Source organism: Streptosporangium sp. NPDC049248, from assembly GCF_040678965.1.
In the GTDB taxonomy this organism is placed as follows: domain Bacteria; phylum Actinomycetota; class Actinomycetes; order Streptosporangiales; family Streptosporangiaceae; genus Streptosporangium; species Streptosporangium fukuiense.
This window is the reverse complement of the sequence record NZ_JBFAQY010000004.1, coordinates 322,666-340,009: the sequence shown is the minus strand read 5'-3', so window position 1 is coordinate 340,009 and position 17,344 is coordinate 322,666. Positions and strand designations below refer to the sequence as shown.

General features: G+C 72.7%; 9 protein-coding genes. 7 read left to right on the top strand and 2 right to left on the bottom strand.

What is annotated here, in order from left to right; genetic code table 11:
• The first annotated feature begins 57 nt into the window (after positions 1–57).
• The 7 genes from AB0K21_RS10770 to AB0K21_RS10740 are packed head-to-tail and all read left to right on the top strand — an operon-like array spanning position 58 to position 11,728.
• Complete coding sequence (locus AB0K21_RS10770) at positions 58–1,524, top strand: class I adenylate-forming enzyme family protein (RefSeq protein ID WP_364149210.1); 1,467 nt, start codon at positions 58–60, stop codon at positions 1,522–1,524.
• Positions 1,524–2,813: a condensation domain-containing protein gene (locus AB0K21_RS10765; protein WP_343982510.1), complete on the top strand. Its 1,290-nt coding sequence runs from the start codon at positions 1,524–1,526 to the stop codon at positions 2,811–2,813. The genes AB0K21_RS10770 and AB0K21_RS10765 overlap by 1 nt, the downstream gene beginning before the upstream one ends.
• Positions 2,792–3,031: a phosphopantetheine-binding protein gene (locus AB0K21_RS10760; RefSeq protein WP_343982507.1), complete on the top strand. Its 240-nt coding sequence runs from the start codon at positions 2,792–2,794 to the stop codon at positions 3,029–3,031. The genes AB0K21_RS10765 and AB0K21_RS10760 overlap by 22 nt, the downstream gene beginning before the upstream one ends.
• On the top strand, positions 3,024–3,947 hold the full coding sequence (locus tag AB0K21_RS10755; protein WP_343982504.1) for a thiamine pyrophosphate-dependent dehydrogenase E1 component subunit alpha: 924 nt from the start codon (positions 3,024–3,026) through the stop codon (positions 3,945–3,947). Before AB0K21_RS10760 ends, AB0K21_RS10755 begins: the two co-directional genes overlap by 8 nt.
• The gene (locus AB0K21_RS10750) at positions 3,938–4,921 is read left to right on the top strand and encodes a transketolase C-terminal domain-containing protein (protein WP_343982501.1); all 984 of its coding nucleotides are present in this window, start codon (positions 3,938–3,940) and stop codon (positions 4,919–4,921) included. Before AB0K21_RS10755 ends, AB0K21_RS10750 begins: the two co-directional genes overlap by 10 nt.
• On the top strand, positions 4,914–6,056 hold the full coding sequence (locus tag AB0K21_RS10745; protein WP_343982498.1) for a 2-oxo acid dehydrogenase subunit E2: 1,143 nt from the start codon (positions 4,914–4,916) through the stop codon (positions 6,054–6,056). The genes AB0K21_RS10750 and AB0K21_RS10745 overlap by 8 nt, the downstream gene beginning before the upstream one ends.
• Positions 6,053–11,728: an amino acid adenylation domain-containing protein gene (locus tag AB0K21_RS10740; protein WP_343982494.1), complete on the top strand. Its 5,676-nt coding sequence runs from the start codon at positions 6,053–6,055 to the stop codon at positions 11,726–11,728. Before AB0K21_RS10745 ends, AB0K21_RS10740 begins: the two co-directional genes overlap by 4 nt.
• 190 nt (positions 11,729–11,918) lie before the next feature.
• Here AB0K21_RS10740 and AB0K21_RS10735 read toward each other — a convergent pair whose 3' ends face one another.
• Positions 11,919–12,068: a hypothetical protein gene (locus tag AB0K21_RS10735; RefSeq protein ID WP_343982491.1), complete on the bottom strand. Its 150-nt coding sequence runs from the start codon at positions 12,066–12,068 to the stop codon at positions 11,919–11,921.
• A 178-nt stretch (positions 12,069–12,246) separates the two neighbouring features.
• Positions 12,247–17,289, bottom strand: a complete 5,043-nt coding sequence (locus tag AB0K21_RS10730) for an ATP-dependent helicase (protein WP_364149206.1) — start codon at positions 17,287–17,289, stop codon at positions 12,247–12,249.
• Positions 17,290–17,344 lie beyond the last annotated feature (55 nt).

Sequence of the window (17,344 nt, the reverse complement as noted above, 5' to 3'; positions counted from 1 at the left end):
CAATGGCCACTCGCCCTGATTGCATATACATCCGATCTTTAGTGGGAGGTTCACCCGGTGAACCTGACCGTCCCCCAACTGCTCAGAGACCGGGCGCTCGCCGACCCCGACGGGATCGCGCTGATCGTGCACGACTCGGCCCGGCTCACCTATCACCAGTGGCACGAGCGGTCCCTCGCGCTCGCGAACGGCCTGCTCGCGCGCGGTGTCACCTCGGGTGACCGGGTGGGCCTGGTGTTCGGGGCCGCCGACTGGACGGACTACGCCGTGGCGTTCTGCGGGGTCCTGGCGGCCGGGGCGGTGGCCGTACCGCTCTCCGACCGCCTCGCCCCCGATGACCTGCGTCTCATGCTGGCCGGCTGCCGTGCGACCGGGATCGTCCACGCGACCGGCCACACCGCCGGCCTCGCCGTGCCCGAGGCCGGCTGGAGCGCGACCGTCGACCGCCTGAGCGCCGAAACGTCCTATGAGAAAGCCGACCTCGCGGCACCGGAGCCGGGAGATCTCGCCCAGATCCTCTACACCTCCGGCACCACGGGCCGCCCCAAAGGAGTCTCGGCCACCCATGCCAACCTGACCTACGGCTGCGGTTCCGGACGCCGCCCGTTCGCGCACTCCCGGCATCTCGTGCACGCCTTCCCGATCGGCACCAACGCCGGGCAGACGATGCTGATCAACGCGCTCGACGCCCGGCCGGCCGTCGTGACGCTGCCGCGCTTCACTCCCGGCCGCTTCGCGTCGCTGATCGAGTCCTACCGGGCGGGGACGGTCTTCCTGGTCCCCGCGATGGCCATCGAGCTGATCAACGCGAGAGTGGCCGAACGGCACGACCTGTCCAGTGTGCTGCTGCTCGGCTCGGCCGCCGCGCCACTGCCCTCGGCCGTCGCCCAAGCGCTGACCACGGCCTTCCCCAGTGCGACGATCGCCAACTACTACACCTCGACCGAGGCGGCCCCGGCTCAGACGATCATGATGTTCGACCCGGAGCGGCCGGGAAGCGTCGGCCGTGCCATCGCCGGAGGACGGGTCAGGATCGCCACCGCGACGGGCGAGCCGCTGGCGCGGGGGGAGACCGGAGAGGTCTGGATGCGATCCCCCGCGGTACCGCGCGCCTACTACGGCGACCCCGGCAGCGAGACCTTCCGCGACGGCTGGGTGCGGATGGGCGACCTCGGCTACCTCGACGCCGACGGCTATCTCTACCTCGTCGACCGGGAGGGCGACGTGGTGAAGTCCGGGGCCTTCAAGGTCTCCACGATCCACGTCGAGGAGGTCGTCCACCGGCACCCGGCGGTGATCGAGGCGGCCGCGTTCGGGGTTCCGCACCCGGTGCTCGGAAGCGTCGTCACCGTCGCCCTCGCCACCTCGGAGCCCCTCGCGCCGGAGGAACTGCGGATCTTCCTCAAGGACCGGCTGGCCCCGCACGAGTTGCCCGCGCACGTCGTCACCGTCGGCGCCCTGCCGCGCAACGCCGGCGGCAAGGTCGACAAGAAGGCGCTGCGCCGGACGATGGGGAGCGTGTGATGTCCGGGTCCGAGGTCACGTTCACCCAGCAGGGGATGTGGGTGACCGAGCAGGCCGCGGGCGGCGGCACCGCCTACCACATGCCGTTGATCGTTCATCTCCGCGGCGCCCTGGACACCGGCGCGCTGCTGGCGGCCTGCGCCGCGGTGGTCGACCGGCACCCGGCGCTGGGCGGCGTGGTGGCGGAGGTGGACGACGAACTGCGGCTCGTGCCCGGCGCCGAGGTTCCGGTACGCCGGGCGGCGGCCTTCCCCGCTGATCCCCCGAACGACGTCCCGGGAGGTTCCCCGGGGAGCCCGGACCATGGGCCGGGCGTGCGCGCGTCGGTGCGGGAGGAGATCATGCGCGCCTTCGACCTGGAGAAGGGCCCGCTGGCCCGCTTCACCCTGTTCGAGACCGGCCCTGAGCGGCACCTGCTGCTCTTCGTCGCCCATCACCTGATCTTCGACGGGCAGTCCAAGGACATCCTGGTGCGTGACCTGGCCGCCTTCCACAACGGCGAGCCGCCGCCCCCGCTGCCCGGGATCGACCACGGCAGGGCCGAGCGCGACCGGGTGGCCGCCATGCTTCCCGCCGCGCGCGAGTTCTGGAAGCCCCGCTGGCGAGATCCGGGCGAGACCGTCGTGCTCGGCCGGGCGCTGAGGTCCCGGCGGGCGGGCGAGGGACGGGTGCTCCGGTTCACCCTCGGCCCACAGGTCCCCTCGGTGCCCGGCCTGACCCGGTTCGAGGCGCTGCTGGCCGCGCTGCACGCGCGGCTCCTCGGCTACGGCAACGCCTCGGTGACCACCGCCGTCGACCTGTCCACCCGGCCCGAACAGGCCGTCGGCCACATCGGCCTGTTCGTCAACGAGCTCCCGGTCGCCTCCACCCCGTCCGGGCGGCAGACCTTCCGCGAGTTCGCGACCGCGCTCCGCGCCGAACTGCGCGAGGTCTACCGGTTCCGCCAGGTGCCGCTCTCCCGGGCGCTGCCCCGCATCCGGCCGCACGCCGCGCTGGTGCCCGTCTCCGTCAGCTACCGTGTCCGCCGCGACGCCGACCCGGTCTTCACCGGCCTCGACACGTCCGTGGAGTGGACGGTCTTCAACCACGGGGTACGCGGCGCGCTGCACCTGCAGTGCGTGGACGGCCCCGGCGGGCTGGAGATCAGCCTGCGCCACGACCCCGAGACGGTGCCCGACGCCGCCAGGGTGGCCGAGGACCTGCGCCTCCTGCTGGAACGCGCCACCGATGACCCCGACCTGCCACTGCACGAACTTCTGGAGAACGAATGGGTTCCGTCACCACGCTGACCGACCAGGTGCGCGAGATCTGGGAGGAGGTCCTGGGCATCTCGCCGATCGAGGACGACGACGACATCTTCGACCTGGGCGGTCATTCGCTGACCATCACTCAGATCATCGCCCGGATGCGCAAGCGCCTGGACATCGAGGTCTCCCTGGACGACTTCTTCGACAATCCGACGATCGCCGGGATCACCGGGATCGCGAGCTCCCTCGGCGATGACTGAGACCCTCGACGGGCTCCGTCTCTCCCGCCTGGCCGACGACGACCTGGAGCTCCTGCTGCTGGTCAGGCATTTCGAGCTCAAGCTCCTGGAGCTGTACGGCAGGGGTGAGCTGGGCGGCACCACCCACACCTGCCTCGGCCAGGAGTACGTCCCGGTCGCGCTCCGCCCCCTGCTCGGCCCGGCCGACCATGTCTTCAGCAACCACCGGGGCCACGGCCACTACCTGGCCAGGTTCCGCGACCCGCACGGCCTGCTCGCCGAGATCATGGGCAGGCGGGGCGCGGTCTGCGGAGGCGTCGGCGGCAGCCAGCACATCCACCGCGACCGCTACCTGTCCACCGGGGTGCAGGGCGAGAGCATGCCGGTCGCCGCCGGTGTCGCGCTCCATCTCAAGCGCGCCGAGCCGGGGGCCCTGGCCTGCGTCCACATCGGCGACGGCACCTGGGGCGAGGGAGCGGTCTACGAGGCGCTGAACCTCGCCGCGCTCTGGCGGCTCCCGCTGCTCGTCGTGGTGGAGAACAACGGCATCGCCCAGTCCACCCCGACCGCGTCGCAGATGGCGGGCACGGTGGCCGGGCGGGCGGCGGCCTTCGGCATCCCGCACCTGCAGGTCGTCTCCACGGACGTCAACGAGATCCGCCTCACGCTGGAGGAGGAGGTGGCGCGGGTGCGCGAGGCGGGGCCGCTGGTGGTCGAGTTCGTCACCCACCGCCTCGGGCCGCACAGCAAGGGCGACGACGTGCGCCCGGCCGACGCCGTACGGGCCGCCAGGGACAGCGACTGGTACGGCCGCTACGCCCACCACCATCCCGAGCAGTTCCACCGGATCGACGGCGCGGTCAGGGCCGAGGTCCAGGCCGTCGCCGACGAGGTCGCGGCGCGCCCGCTCTCCCGCTGGGAGGCACCGTGCGCGTAGCGGAGAACCTCAACGCGGCACTGCACGGGCTGCTGGACGACGACCCCACCGCCTACGTCCTCGGCGAGGACATCCTCGATCCGTACGGAGGCGCCTTCAAGGTCACCAAGGGCCTGTCCAGCCGCTTTCCCGGACGCGTGATCGGCACTCCGATCAGCGAGGGCGCGCTGACCGGCGTCGCGGCGGGTCTGGCGCTGACCGGCAACACGGCCGTGGCCGAGATCATGTTCGGCGACTTCGTGACGCTCGCCTTCGACCAGCTCTGCAACTTCGCCGCCAAGTCGGTGTCGATGTACGGCGGGCGGCTGCCGCTGCGGATGGTGGTGCGCTGCCCGACCGGCGGCGGCCGGGGCTACGGCCCGACGCACAGCCAGAGCCTGCAGAAGCACTTCGTCGGCATGCCAGGGCTGTCGCTGTACGAGATGTCACCCTTCCATGACAACCGCGCGGTGCTCGCGGCGATGCTGGAACGGTGCGAGCCGTGCGTGTTCTTCGAGGACAAGATCCTCTACACCCGGCCGATGGGCCGGGTGGATCCGCCGTTCCTCCTCCGCCGCGACGGAGACCTGGCCGTGGTGGACATCCGCGACTCCACAGAGCGCCCCGACTGCGTGGTCATCGCCCCCGGCGGGATGGCCCACCGGGTACTGGCCGCGATGCGCTCCCTGCTGGTGGAACAGGAGATCTGCACCCGGCTGCTGGTGCCCTCCCGCCTCTATCCGCTGGACGCCGACGCGCTCCTGCCGCACCTCGCGGACGTCGTCGTGGTCGCGGAGGAGAGCACCGCCGGGGGTACCTGGGGCAGTGAGGTGGCCCACCTGCTGCACGCCCGCGTCTGGGAGCGCCTGCGCGGTCCCGTCCGCCTCGTCCACTCGCGGGCCGCCGTGATCCCCACCGCCGCGCACCTGGAGAACGAGGTCCTGGTCGGGGAGTCCACGATCCACCGTGCCGTACGGGAGGCCCTGCGTGGCTGACATCCGCGTCCCCAAGCTCAACAACAACGACACCGAGTACCTGATCGTCGAGTGGCTCGTCGAGGACGGCGGGCCCGTCGTCGCGGGGGAGGCGGTCGCCGTGCTGGAGACCTCCAAGGCCGCCGACGAGCTGGAGGCGGAGGAGTCCGGCCACCTCTACCACGCCGCCGCTCTCAACACCTGGATCGCTCCCGGCGCGCTCCTCGCCCGCGTCACCGCCGAGGCCGTCCCCCCGGAGGGTCCCGCTCCCGTTCCGTCCGGTGCCGAGCCGGCGCTCCGGCCGCTCGTCACCGATCCCGCCCGCGCCGCCATGGAGGAGCTCGGGGTCTCCGACTCCGACGTCGCGTCCCTGGGCCTGGCCGTCGTCCGCCGGGCCGACGTGGTGGCCCTGGCCGCCCGCAGTACCGGGGCGGCGACCGGCACCGTGCGGGCGGACGCGCCGGGACCCGGTAAGGACCCGGACAAGGCCAACGGGCGACAGGCGGGCACCCACCGCCTGTCGCGGGTGCAGCGCGCCGTCGCGCGCGCCGTCACCGTCTCGCACGCCGCGATCCCCGCCGCGTACACGGTCGTGAGGTTCGAGGTGGGCCCGCTGCTGGCGCGGACCGGGGAGCTGAGCAGACAGGTCCGCAGGCCGGTCGGCCTGGCGGAGCTGTTCGTACAGGCCGTGGCGGCGCTGCACCCCGCCTTCCCGCTCTTCTTCGCCTCGATCGACGGGGACGAGGCACGGCTGGCCGACGCGCCGCGCGTCGGCGTCACGTTCGATCTGGGCGAGGGCCTGTACGTGCCGGTCGTCCGCGACACCGGGTCGCTGCGGGAGATCGCCGAGGCGCTCATGCGCTACCGGCTCGCCGCGGCCGAGGGGGACTTCCGCGAGAAGGACCTCACCGGCGCCAACATCGCCGTCACCCTGCACACCGACGCCGACGTCGTCCTCGCGATCCCGCTCGTCTTCCCCGGCACCGTCTGCGCCCTCGCGATCACCTCGCCGCAGTCCGAGCCGGTACTCGCCGAGGACGGCACGGTGACCGTGCGAACCGTCGCCAACATCGGCCTCGCCTACGACCATCGACTGATCAACGGCCGGGACGCCGCGCTCTTCCTTGCGGCCCTCAGAACGGAGCTGCGGGCTTGAGCGAGACAACGCTGTCGGACGCGAAGAAGGCACTGCTCGCGAGAAGGCTCCGGAACCGGGGGGAGTCGCGGACCGTCGTCGCCCGCGCTCAGGGAACCGTCCCGCCCCTGTCCCACGCGCAGGAGCGCCTGTGGTTCCTGGAGCAGTACCGCCCCGGCACCACCACCTACACGGTCCCCGTCGCGGTGCGCCTGCGCGGGAAGCTGGACGCCGACGCGCTGCGCCGGGCGCTGGACGAGATCGTCGCGCGCCACGAGGCCCTGCGGATGCGGTTCCTCACCACCGAGGACGGCACCCCCGAGCTCGTCGTCGACGAGCCGGGCCCCGCCGAGCTGCGTGTCACCGAGGCGGCCGACGCGGACGCCGCGATCGAGCTGCTCGACGCCGAGCTCGCCGTCCCGTTCGACCTGGAGCGCGGCCCGCTCTTCCGAGCGGTGCTGGTCCTCCTGGCGCCCGACGACCACGTGCTCCTGCTCGCCGCCCACCACACGGTCATCGACGGCTGGTCGAGCGACCTGCTCATCCGCGAGCTGCTCGCCCTGCACGACGGTGAGACCCCGCCGCCCGCGCCGGTCGGCTACGGCGACTACGCCCGCTGGCAGCGGGGCCGGGACCACCGCCGCGAGCTCGGTCACTGGCGCGACCGGCTCGCCGGGTTGCCCGCACTCGAACTGCCCACCGACCGGCCGCGTCCCGCCGAGCAGTGCCACGAGGGAGCCGCGCTCGACGTCCGGGTGGACGCCGACCTCACCCGGCGGCTGGCCGAGCTGGGCGCCGCGTCCGGCGCCACGCCGTACATGACGTTGCTGGCCGCCTTCCAGGTGCTGCTGGCCCGCTACTCGGGGCAGGCGGACTTCGCCGTCGGCTCCCCGGTCGCCGGACGCGGGCTGCCCGAGCTGGACGGTGTCGTCGGCATGTTCGTCAACACCCTGGTCCTCCGCGCCGACCTGGCGGACGACCCGCCGTTCACCACCTTCCTGGCCCGTACCCGGGAGAGCGCGCTGGACGCCTTCGCACATCAGGAGCTCCCGTTCGACCAGCTGGTCAGCGAGCTGAACGTGGTCCGCGACGTCAGCCGCTCGCCGCTCGCGCAGGTCATGTTCGCGCTGCAGAACTTCAAGGCGGGCCAGGAGGACGGGCGTCTCTCCTACCTCACCCTCCCGGCCAGGACGACCCGGTTCGACCTCGGCCTCTACCTGTTCGAGAGCCCGGACGGGCTGGTCGGTCACCTCTCCTACAGCACCGCGCTGTTCGACCCCGAGACCGTGGAGCTGCTGGCGGCGCGGTTCGAGACGCTACTGCGCTCGATCGTGGCGGATCCCGGTGCGCGGGTGGGCGAGCTCTCGCTGCTCGGCGAGGACGAGCGGGACCTGGTCCTGGGCTTCGGGGCCGGTCCCGCGCTCCGGCCGTCCGGCCACGACCTGCTCCACGACCTCCTCACCGCGCAGGCCGCGCTGACCCCCGGCGCGACGGCGGTGGTCCACGACGGCTCGCCGGCCTCGGGTACGGCGTCCGTGACGTCCGGGGGCCGCGGCGGCTCGCTGACCTACGCCGAGCTCGACGAGCGCTCCACCCGGATCGCCGCCCTGCTGAGGAACCGCCACGGCGTGGGCCCGGACAGCAGGGTCGGTGTCCTCCTGGAGCAGTCCACGGATCTCGCGGCGGCGGTCATCGGCGTGCTGAAGGCCGGTGGCGCGTACCTGCCCCTCGACCCCAAGCAGCCCCGCGACCGCCTGGCGTACATGCTCGCCGACGCCGGGGTCGTCGCCGTCCTCACCGCCTCCGCCCTGTGCGACCTGGTCCCCGATCTCCCCGGGGCGCCGGTGATCCGCCTGGACTCCGAGGCGCTGGACGAGACCGGGTTCGAGCCTCCCGGAGTCTCGCCGGACCACCTGGCGTACGTGATCTACACCTCGGGGACCACCGGGCGGCCGAAGGGCGTCGGGGTGCAGCACCGGCAGGTGCTCAACTACCTCACCGGGGTCAGGGAACGTTTCGAGGTCGAACCCGCCTCGGTCCACACGCTGCTGCAGTCGCTCTCGTTCGACTTCGGGGTGACGATCCTCTACCTGTCGATCATGACCGGCGGTGAGCTGCACCTGGCCGACCCGCAGGCCCCGGCCGAGGAGCTCGCCGGGCAGCTGAGCCGCACCGACTATTTGAAGATGACCCCCTCCCACCTCGCCTCGCTGCTCGCCGCGGTGGACGACCCCGCAGAGCTGCTCCCGCGCAGGCTCCTCGTCCTCGGCGGCGAGGCCTCGGGGTGGAGCTGGGCCCGCGGGCTGGCCGCGCACACCACGGTGGTCAACCACTACGGCCCCACCGAGGCCACGGTCGGCGTCTCCACCCACGCCGTCACCGGCGAAAAGGAGCGGGCGCAGAACCTGCCGATCGGCAGACCGCTGCCCGGCGCCCGGGTCTACGTGCTGGACGAGCACCTGCGGCCGGTCCCGCCGGGCATGACCGGCGAGATCTACCTCGGCGGTGACCGGCTCGCCCGCGGATACCTCGGCCGCCCCGGGCTGACGGCCGACAGGTTCCTGCCCGACCCGTACGGCGAATCCGGCGCCCGGATGTACCGGACGGGCGATCTGGGCCGCTGGCTGCCCTCGGGTGACCTGTGCTTCCTCGGCCGCCGAGACCTGCAGGTCAAGGTCAGGGGCTACCGGGTGGAGCTGCCGGAGATCGAGTCGGTACTCGCCGACCAGCCGGGGATCGCCCACGCCGTCGTCGAGCTGCGCGCGGACCGGCTGGTCGGGTACGTCGTCGCGGCGACCGCCGGCGACCGGAGCAGCGTCAGCGAGCTGCGGGCGAGGCTCGGCGAGCGGCTCCCCGAGTACATGATCCCCGGCCGGTTCGTCTGGTTGGACGAGCTGCCGCTGAAGTCGCACGGCAAGGTCGACCGGGCAAGGCTGCCGGAACCCGACGAGGCGCGACCCGACCAGGAGGCCGGGTTCGTCCCGCCGGGAACGCCGCTCGAAGAGGCGATCGCAGCGGTATGGGCGAAGGTGCTGGGACTCGTCCAGGTCGGCGTGCTGGACGACTTCTTCGACCTGGGCGGGCACTCGCTGCTCGCCGCGCAGGTGGTCGCCCGCCTCAGAAAGACCCTCCCGGAAGGCGGGCGCCAGGTCACCATCCTGGACCTGTTCAAGAACCGGACGGTCCGCGAGCTCGCCCGGCTCGTCGAGACGGCCGACGACGGCCCGCGCATGCTCCTGCACCGGCTCACCCCGGCCCGCGCGGCCACCTCGACCCTGGTCTGCGTGCCGTACGGCGGTGGCAGCGCGGCCATCTACCAGCCGCTGGCCGACGCGCTGCCGGCGAACTGGGCACTGCACGCGGTCGCCGTCCCCGGCCAGGAGATGGGGCTGATCGAGGAGACCCGGCCGGTGGAGGAGGTCGCGCTGGGTTGTGTGGCGGAGATTCTCCGGGACGTCCGGGGGCCGCTCGCGCTGTACGGGCACTGCGGGCTCGGCGTCATGCTGACCGTGGAGATCGCCCGTCACCTGGAGGCGGCGGGCCGCCAGGTCGAGGCGATCTACCTCGGTGGCATCTTCCCCTTCGCACGTCCCGACTCGCTGCTGGCCCGGCTGTCGAACCTGACCGACCGCCTCCGCAGCGACCAGGTCTGGGCCAACGCCCTGCAGGCCGCCGGTCTCGACGTGGAGGACCTGGAACGCGACCAGCTCAAACTGATGATCGACAACCGCCGCAAGGGCACCAGGGAGGCGGAGCGCTACTTCACCCGCCTCTTCACCGACGGCGTCGAACCGCTCAGGGCGCCGATCATCTCCGTGGCGGGCGACCGCGATCCGGCCACCGAGTTCTACCAGGAACGCTACCGCGAGTGGCACCTGCTGACCGGCTCCACGGCCGTGGTCGTTCTCGACGAGGCTGGGCACTTTTTCCTGAAATATCGGGCGGCGGAGCTCGCGGCCATCGTCACCGGCACCCACGGGGCCATCGCCTCCGGCGACACGGCGAAGCTGGGCCGCACCGACAGGTCCACCTGGTGGCTCGACGGTGTCTCCGTCCAGGACGCCCGCGCTCGTGACACATCGGCCGGGGCCGCCCACGCCGACCCGGCCCTCGTCCGAGCCGTCACCGTCCCGGCCGGTCCGGTGAAGGACGCGGAGAGCGGAACCGGTCAGGACCCCGGCGAGCGGTCCGTACCCGCCGGAGCCGTCGTCCGGGCCGGGCGGACCCCGGCCGTGCCCGCTCTCGCCGGTCCCGGCACGGGTGGCGTGCCACCGGCGGCCGGGCCCCCCGGAACGGCGGTCTCCCCGGTGAGGCCCGGCCCCCAGCCGAGCATGAGGCGGTTCGCCACCGTGGCCGCGGGCCAGCTCGTCTCGATCGTCGGGTCTTCGCTGACCGAGTTCGCCGTACCGCTGTGGATCTACATCACCACCGGCTCGCTCGCCAGGTTCGCCCTGTTCTCAGTCCTCGCACTGGTCCCGGGCATGCTGGTCTCCCCGCTGGCCGGTGCCCTCGTCGACCGTTACGACCGGCGCCGGGTCATGCTCGCCGGAGACATCGGCGCCTTCGGCACCCAGCTGGCACTCGGCGTCCTGCTGTGGACCGGCAACCTCCAGGTCTGGCACATCTACCCGCTTCTGGTGCTGCTGTCCGTGGCGCTGACCTTCCAGCGCCTCGCGTACAACTCGGCGGTACCGCAACTGGTCCCCAAGCGTTTCCTCGGCCACGCCAACGGGGTGGTCCAGATGGTCACCGGCACCGCACAGCTGGTCGTCCCGCTGCTCGCGGTCGGCCTGATGGCGGTGATCGGCCTGGAGGGCATCCTCGTCCTGGACGTCGTCTCCTACGTCTTCGCGATCGGGGTGCTGCTCTTCGTGCGCTTCCCGAAGGCCATGGCGTGGAAGCGCAGGGAGTCGCTGGTCGCCGAGATGGTCGAGGGCTGGCGGTTCTCCTGGGGCAACCGGGGCTTCCGCGGCATGCTGTTCTTCTTCGCGGTGCTGAACATCTTCCTGTCCCCGCTCTTCCTGCTCATCTCACCGCTGGTCCTGGGCTTCGCCACGCTGGAGGACGTCGGCAGGATCTCCTTCTTCGGAGGCCTCGGTGTCTTCCTCGGTGGCCTGACCATGACCGTCTGGGGAGGCCCAAGGCGGCGGCGGCTGCGCGGCGTCATGCTCTCCACCCTCGTACTGGGCGCCTTCTGCCTGGTCACCGGCCTGCAGCAGAACCTGATCCTGATAGGGATCGGTGCCTTCGGGATGTCGTTCTGGCTGACCATGCTCAACGGCGTCTACGCCACGATCATCCAGGTCAAGGTGCCGCAACGGTTCCACGGCCGCGTCATCGCGCTCAACACGCTCATCGCCTGGTCCACGCTGCCGATCGGGTTCGGTCTGGTCGCGCCGTACGGCAGTGCCCTGTTCGAGCCGCTGCTCGCGCCAGGCGGGCCGCTGGCCGGAACCGTCGGCCTCGTGCTCGGCACCGGCGAGGGCCGGGGCGTCGGACTGATGTACGTGCTGTTCGCGGTCGCCATCGCGGTCACGGCGCTGGTCGCGATGCGGACCCGCACGCTGTCCAGGTTCGACACCGACGTCCCCGACGCGCTCCCGGACGATCTGGTCGGCTTCCAGACCATCCGGAGGCGTCAGGAGCGCGAGCGCGACGAGCCGACCACCGAGGTGATCTCAACCCGGAGTTGACATCCTCTCCACGCCTGAAGGCGGGGGTCCCCACGCCGAAAGGAACACGATGACCCCGTCCTGACCGGCGGAACCCCGGAACACCGGCCCCCTCCGGGAGGAGGCCGGGAGAACAGGTGAAGAGAGCACGGACGGGGCGCGCTCGACGGCCGCGCCCCGTCCTCTCACGTCTGTCCGGCTACACGCGGCGTCAGGGACGGTACGCCCAGCCACCGGGGGCGAAGTCCTCCCAGTGGTAGAAGTCCCAGTAGTAACCACCGTTGACCTGCGCGAGCTGGCTCTCGTCCAATTCGGTGCCGATCTCGGACAGCGCGGACAGCTCAGGCTTGGCCTTGGCCATCGTTGTTTCCCCTTTCAATCTGACAACGTGGCCAATGTCCCAACCTCCGGTTGCGAACCAGTGGTGGGCGACTGCAATCGCCTCGCCGAGTACGCGCGTCAACACGGGCGGGACCGGATGACAGGTCATGGGCACGCGCGTCGAGGCGGAGCCGGACCGGACGACAGGTCACGGCGCGCTACGCCCGCAGGCGCAGCCCTCTCGGGGTCGGGTGGAACCCGGCGGACTCCAGGGCGGCGGCCAGGGGGGAGTCGTTGACGGCGGTGCCGTCCGCGCGCTCGACGGTCAGCTTGCCGAGGGCGCCGTCGCGTACGGCGAGCGCGAGGGCGTCGACGGCGGGCCGGAGGCGGTCGTCTCCGGAGAAGGAGAGCAGGCTCTTGCCGCCGCGCTCGACATAGAGGATCAGGTGCCCGTCGACGAGCACGACCAGGGATCCGGCCTTCCTGCCCGGTTTGTGGGTCACCTCGCCAGGGTGGGCGGGCCACGGCAGGGCCGCCCCGTACGGGTTGGCCGGGTCGGTCGCCGCCAGCACCACCGCTCGGCGGCCGCTCTCCCCCGTGCCCTCGGGCTTCCGGGAGCTCCACGGGTCGGGCACCGGTGCCGCGCTCGGCGGTGCGGCGAGTGAGACGGACATGGCGCGCATCCGGTCGACGGCACCGGGAAGGGCGAACTGGGCGCCGCCCAGCCCCTCCACGAAGTAGCCCCTGCGGCACCGGCCGCCCTCCTCGAAGGCGCGAAGCACCTGGTAGACGGCGGCGAACCCGCCCGGCAGCCGTTCGGCGGTCACCGCGCCCCTGGTCACCACGCCGTACCGCTCCAGCAGCACCTCGGCCTGGGCGTGGGCGCGCTGGGTGGCGTCCTCGGCGGGGGCGGGCAGCGTCCACCAGCGCCCGCCCACCGTGGGCGGGCCGCTCCGGCTCGGCAGCACCGCCCGCCGACGCCGGGTCGGCGCCGGGCGATGCGCGGGGCGTCCCGTCCCGAGCGTGGCCCGCAGCGGCGCCAGCGTGTCACCGGTGATCCGGCCCGACCACACCAGGTCCCACACGGCGGCGGACAGGGCACGGTCGTCCGGGACCGAACCGGCCAGAAGAACGCCGGCCCGGCTCGCCAGCTCGCGGAAGAAGAGCGCGCCCCCGCCGCCCAGCACCTCCAGCACCGCCCCGTGCACCGGGGTCAGCGTGATGTCGGCGGGATCGGGCATCAGCAGCGGCGCGGTGTCGGCGAAGTAGAGCGACACCCAGCCGTCGCCACCCGGCAGGGACCCCTGTCCCGCCCAGATCACCTCGCCGGAGGCCGTCAGCTCGTCCAGCAGCGACGGGTCGTATCCGGGCACCCGCGAGGGCAGGATCAGCGTCTCCAGTGCCGAAGCGGGCACCGCCGAGCCCTGCAGCTGCTCGATCGCGCTCACCAGTGCGTCGATCGGCGGCCTGCCCCGCCGCGGGGAGTCGGTGATGCCGTGCCAGGCGGGGGCGAAGACGGCCAGAGTCTCCGCGGAGACCGGCTCCACCTCCTTGCGGAGCCTGGCCAGGGATCTGCGGCGCAGCATCCGCAGCACTCCGGCGTCGCACCACTCCTCGCCCCGGCCACCCGGCCTGAACTCCCCGCTCACCACCCGCCCGGAGGCCGCCAGGCGGCGCAACGCGTCGGTGACGACCGCGGTGCCGAGGCCGAACCTGGCCGCGGCCGTGCTCGCGGGGAAGGGGGCGCGGGTGTGGGCGTGCCTGGCGAGCAGGTCGCCCAGCGGATCGTCCACCGGTTCCAGGAACACATGCGGCACCCCCACCGGCAGCGGCACGCCGAGCGCGTCGCGCAGCCGGGCGGCGTCCTCGATCGCCGCCCACCGCTCCTGCCCGGCCACCCGAACCCTGATCGCCCGCCGGGAGCCCTCCAGCATGGCCAGCCACGCCGGGTCACCCTCGCGCACGCTCACGTCCTCGGCCACCAGGGGGCCGTGGGAGCGGAGCAGGTCGGCCAGATCCTCGGCGTCGCGCAGCGGCCGGTCCAGCCGGGCCAGCTCCCGCTCGGTGTCGGCGATCACATCGGGGTCGAGCAGCTCGCGCAGGTCGGCCTGGCCCAGCAGCTCGGCCAGCAGACTCGTGTCGAGCGCGAGAGCCTGGGCGCGGCGCTCGGCCAGCGGAGCGTCCCCCTCGTACATGAACGCGCCGATGTAGTTGAACAGCAGCGACGCCGCGAACGGTGACGCCTTCCCGGTCTCCACCTCCACCAGCCGGACCCGCCGCGCCTCGATGTCGCGCATCAGCCGGACCAGTCCCGGAACGTCGAACACGTCCTGAAGACACTCGCGCATCGTCTCCAGCACCACGGGGAACGACGCGTAGCGGCCGGCCACGTTCAGCAGGTGCGACGCGCGCTGCCGCTGCTGCCAGAGCGGCGACCGCCTGCCCGGCACGCGGCGGGGCAGCAGCAGGGACCGCCCCGCGCACTCGCGGAACCGCGCCGCGAACAGCGCCGAGCCGCCGAGTTCCTCGGTGACGATCCGCTCGATCTCGTCCGGGTCGAAGGCGGCGACGTCGGACGGAGGTTCCGCGAGCGTGTCGGGGATGCGCAGCACGATCCCGTCGTCGGAGTGCACGGCCTGCACCTCGACGCCGTGGCGCTCCCGCAGCCGCCGCCCGATCGCCAGCGCCCACGGCGCGTGCACCCGTGCTCCGTACGGAGAGTGCAGCACCACCCGCCAGTCGCCCAGCTCGTCATGGAACCGCTCGACCAGCAACGTCCGGTCGTCCGGCACATAACCGGTCGCCTGCCGCTGCTCGGCCAGGTAGGCGAGCAGGTTGGCCGCGGCGAACCCGTCCAGCCCCGCGGCCCTGATCCTCTCCAGCGCCCCGTCCCGTGCCGCGTTTCCGGCCTCGGCGTCTTCCGTCCCGGAGCTCCCCGCTCCTGCCTTCGCCTTTCCCGCCTCCGGGCCTCCCGTCCCTGAGCCCGGTGTCTCCGGGCGCGCTGTCCCCGTGCTTCCCGTCCGTGCGTTCCCCGCCGTCGAGCTCGGCGTCGTTCGGGCTCCCGCCCCCGCGTCCCTTGGCCGCGCGCTCTCCGCGGCACCGTCTCCCGCCTCGGCGTCCGCGCCCGCCGCGGACATCTGGCGGAGGAACGCGCCGATGGCCCTCCCCAGCTCCGCCGGGCGCCCCGCGGTGTCGCCGTGCCAGAACGGGAGCTTTCCCGGCTGTCCTGGCGCCGGAGTGACCAGCACCCGGTCAGCAGTGATCTCCTCGATCCGCCAGGAGGTCGCACCCAGCACGAACACGTCACCGGCCCGCGACTCGTAGACCATCTCCTCGTCCAGCTCGCCCACCCGGGAGGACTTCTCCCCGACCAGGAACACACCGAACAACCCCCGGTCGGGGATCGTGCCACCGTTGGTGACCGCCAGCCGCTGGGCTCCGGGACGGCCCCGCAGGGTGCCGGCCACCCGATCCCAGACGATGCGCGGTCGCAGCTCGGCGAACTCCTCGCTCGGGTAACGCCCGGCGAGCATGTCGAGGGTCGCCTCCAGCGCGCTTCTGGGCAGCGTCCGGTAGGGGGCGGCTCGCCGTACGACCTCCTCCAGCTCGTCCACTGTCCACTCGTCCAGCGCGGTCATCGCCACGATCTGCTGGGCGAGGACGTCGAGAGGATTGCGCGGATAGCGCAGTTCCTCGATCTCCCCGCTTCTCATCCGTTCGGCCACCACGGCCGTCTGGACCAGGTCACCCCGGTACTTGGGAAAGATCACACCACGTGAGACGGCTCCCACCTGGTGACCGGCCCTGCCGATCCGCTGCAGGCCGCTGGCCACGCTCGGCGGTGCCCCCACGCAGGCCACCAGGTCCACCGCACCCATGTCGATGCCGAGTTCCAGGCTGGAGGTCGCGACCACGGCGGGCAGTCGCCCGGACTTGAGCGCCTCCTCGATCTGGGAACGCTCCTCCTTCGACACCGACCCGTGGTGGGCCCGTACGATCTCCGGGACGACCCCCTTGGCCGAACCGGCCTGCGCCATCATGGCCGCCGGGGTGGAGAGGGAGGCGGGAGGCTCGGGGAGGCTCTCGGCCCGGTGCGCGGGATCCGCCTCCGTGCCCGCCCCGGACCGCTCCGTCTCGACGGCCCGCCGCTCCCAGGCCAGCTCGTTGAGGCGGGTGCAGAGCCGTTCGGCCAGCCGTCGTGAGTTGGCGAACACGATCGTGGAGCTGTGCCCCCCGATCAGGTCGAACAGCCGCTCCTCCACATGCGGCCAGATCGACCGCTTGGCCGGGGACTCGGTCGGCCACCGGTCGTCGTCGAGGGCGGGGGAGACGGGCGGCGTGTCGAGCTCCGTCATGTCCTCGATCGGGACGACCACCTCGACCTCGATCTCCTTACCCGCGGGCGGCTGGACCACGGTCGCCGGACGGGACCCGCCCAGGAAGGCGGCGACCTCGCTCACCGGCCGTACGGTCGCCGACAGGCCGACGCGCTGCGCGGGCCGGGCCAGGAGGGCGTCGAGCCGCTCCAGACTGAGTGCCAGGTGCGCGCCGCGCTTGGTGGCGGCCACCGCGTGCACCTCGTCGACGATGACCGTCTCCACGCCGCGCAGTGCCTCGCGGGCCTGACTGGTGAGCAGCAGGAACAGCGACTCGGGGGTGGTGATCAGAATGTCGGACGGCCTGGCCGCGAACCGGCGCCGCTCCTCGGGCGAGGTGTCGCCCGAGCGGATCGCCACCGAGATCTCCGGCACCGGCAGGCCGAGCCTTCTCGCGGTCTGCCTCAGCCCGGCCAGCGGCGCCCGGAGGTTGCGCTCGATGTCGACGGCCAGAGCCTTGAGCGGCGACACGTAAAGGACCCGGCACGGCCTCGGCGGCTCCTCGTCCCGTCGGGAACGGCTCCGCCTCCCCCCGGCGCCCGTGCCGCCCGTCACGTCCGGGCCGGTGGCGCCCGCCGGGACGTCCGTGATCGTGGTGGTGTTCCGGGCGCTTCCGGGGAACCCGGCGTCCCCCGAAGGGGTGGCGTTTCCGGGAGGCCCGACGGCCGAGCGCCCGGCCGCCAGCCGGTCGAGCGACCACAGAAAGGCGGCCAGCGTCTTGCCGGAGCCGGTGGGGGCGACCACCAGGGTGTTGTCACCCCGGGCGATCGCCGCCCACGCCCCCTCCTGTGCCGCGGTCGGCGCGGCGAAGGCCCCGGTGAACCAGTCCCTGGTCATCCGGGTGAAGTGCCCCAGCGCCCCGTCCGCGCCCGCCGTCTCGCTCATCGCGCACCCCCTCCTCCCGGCTCGGCCGACCAACCGGGCCACCGCCCATACTGCA

Excerpts from the sequence above, each read along its gene's own strand:
- AB0K21_RS10730 (WP_364149206.1), bottom strand. The coding sequence starts at position 17,289 with ATGAGCGAGACGGCGGGCGCGGACGGGGCGCTGGGGCACTTCACCCGG.
- AB0K21_RS10760 (WP_343982507.1), top strand. The coding sequence starts at position 2,792 with ATGGGTTCCGTCACCACGCTGACCGACCAGGTGCGCGAGATCTGGGAG.
- AB0K21_RS10735 (WP_343982491.1), bottom strand. The coding sequence starts at position 12,068 with ATGGCCAAGGCCAAGCCTGAGCTGTCCGCGCTGTCCGAGATCGGCACC.
- AB0K21_RS10755 (WP_343982504.1), top strand. The coding sequence starts at position 3,024 with ATGACTGAGACCCTCGACGGGCTCCGTCTCTCCCGCCTGGCCGACGAC.
- AB0K21_RS10765 (WP_343982510.1), top strand. The coding sequence starts at position 1,524 with ATGTCCGGGTCCGAGGTCACGTTCACCCAGCAGGGGATGTGGGTGACC.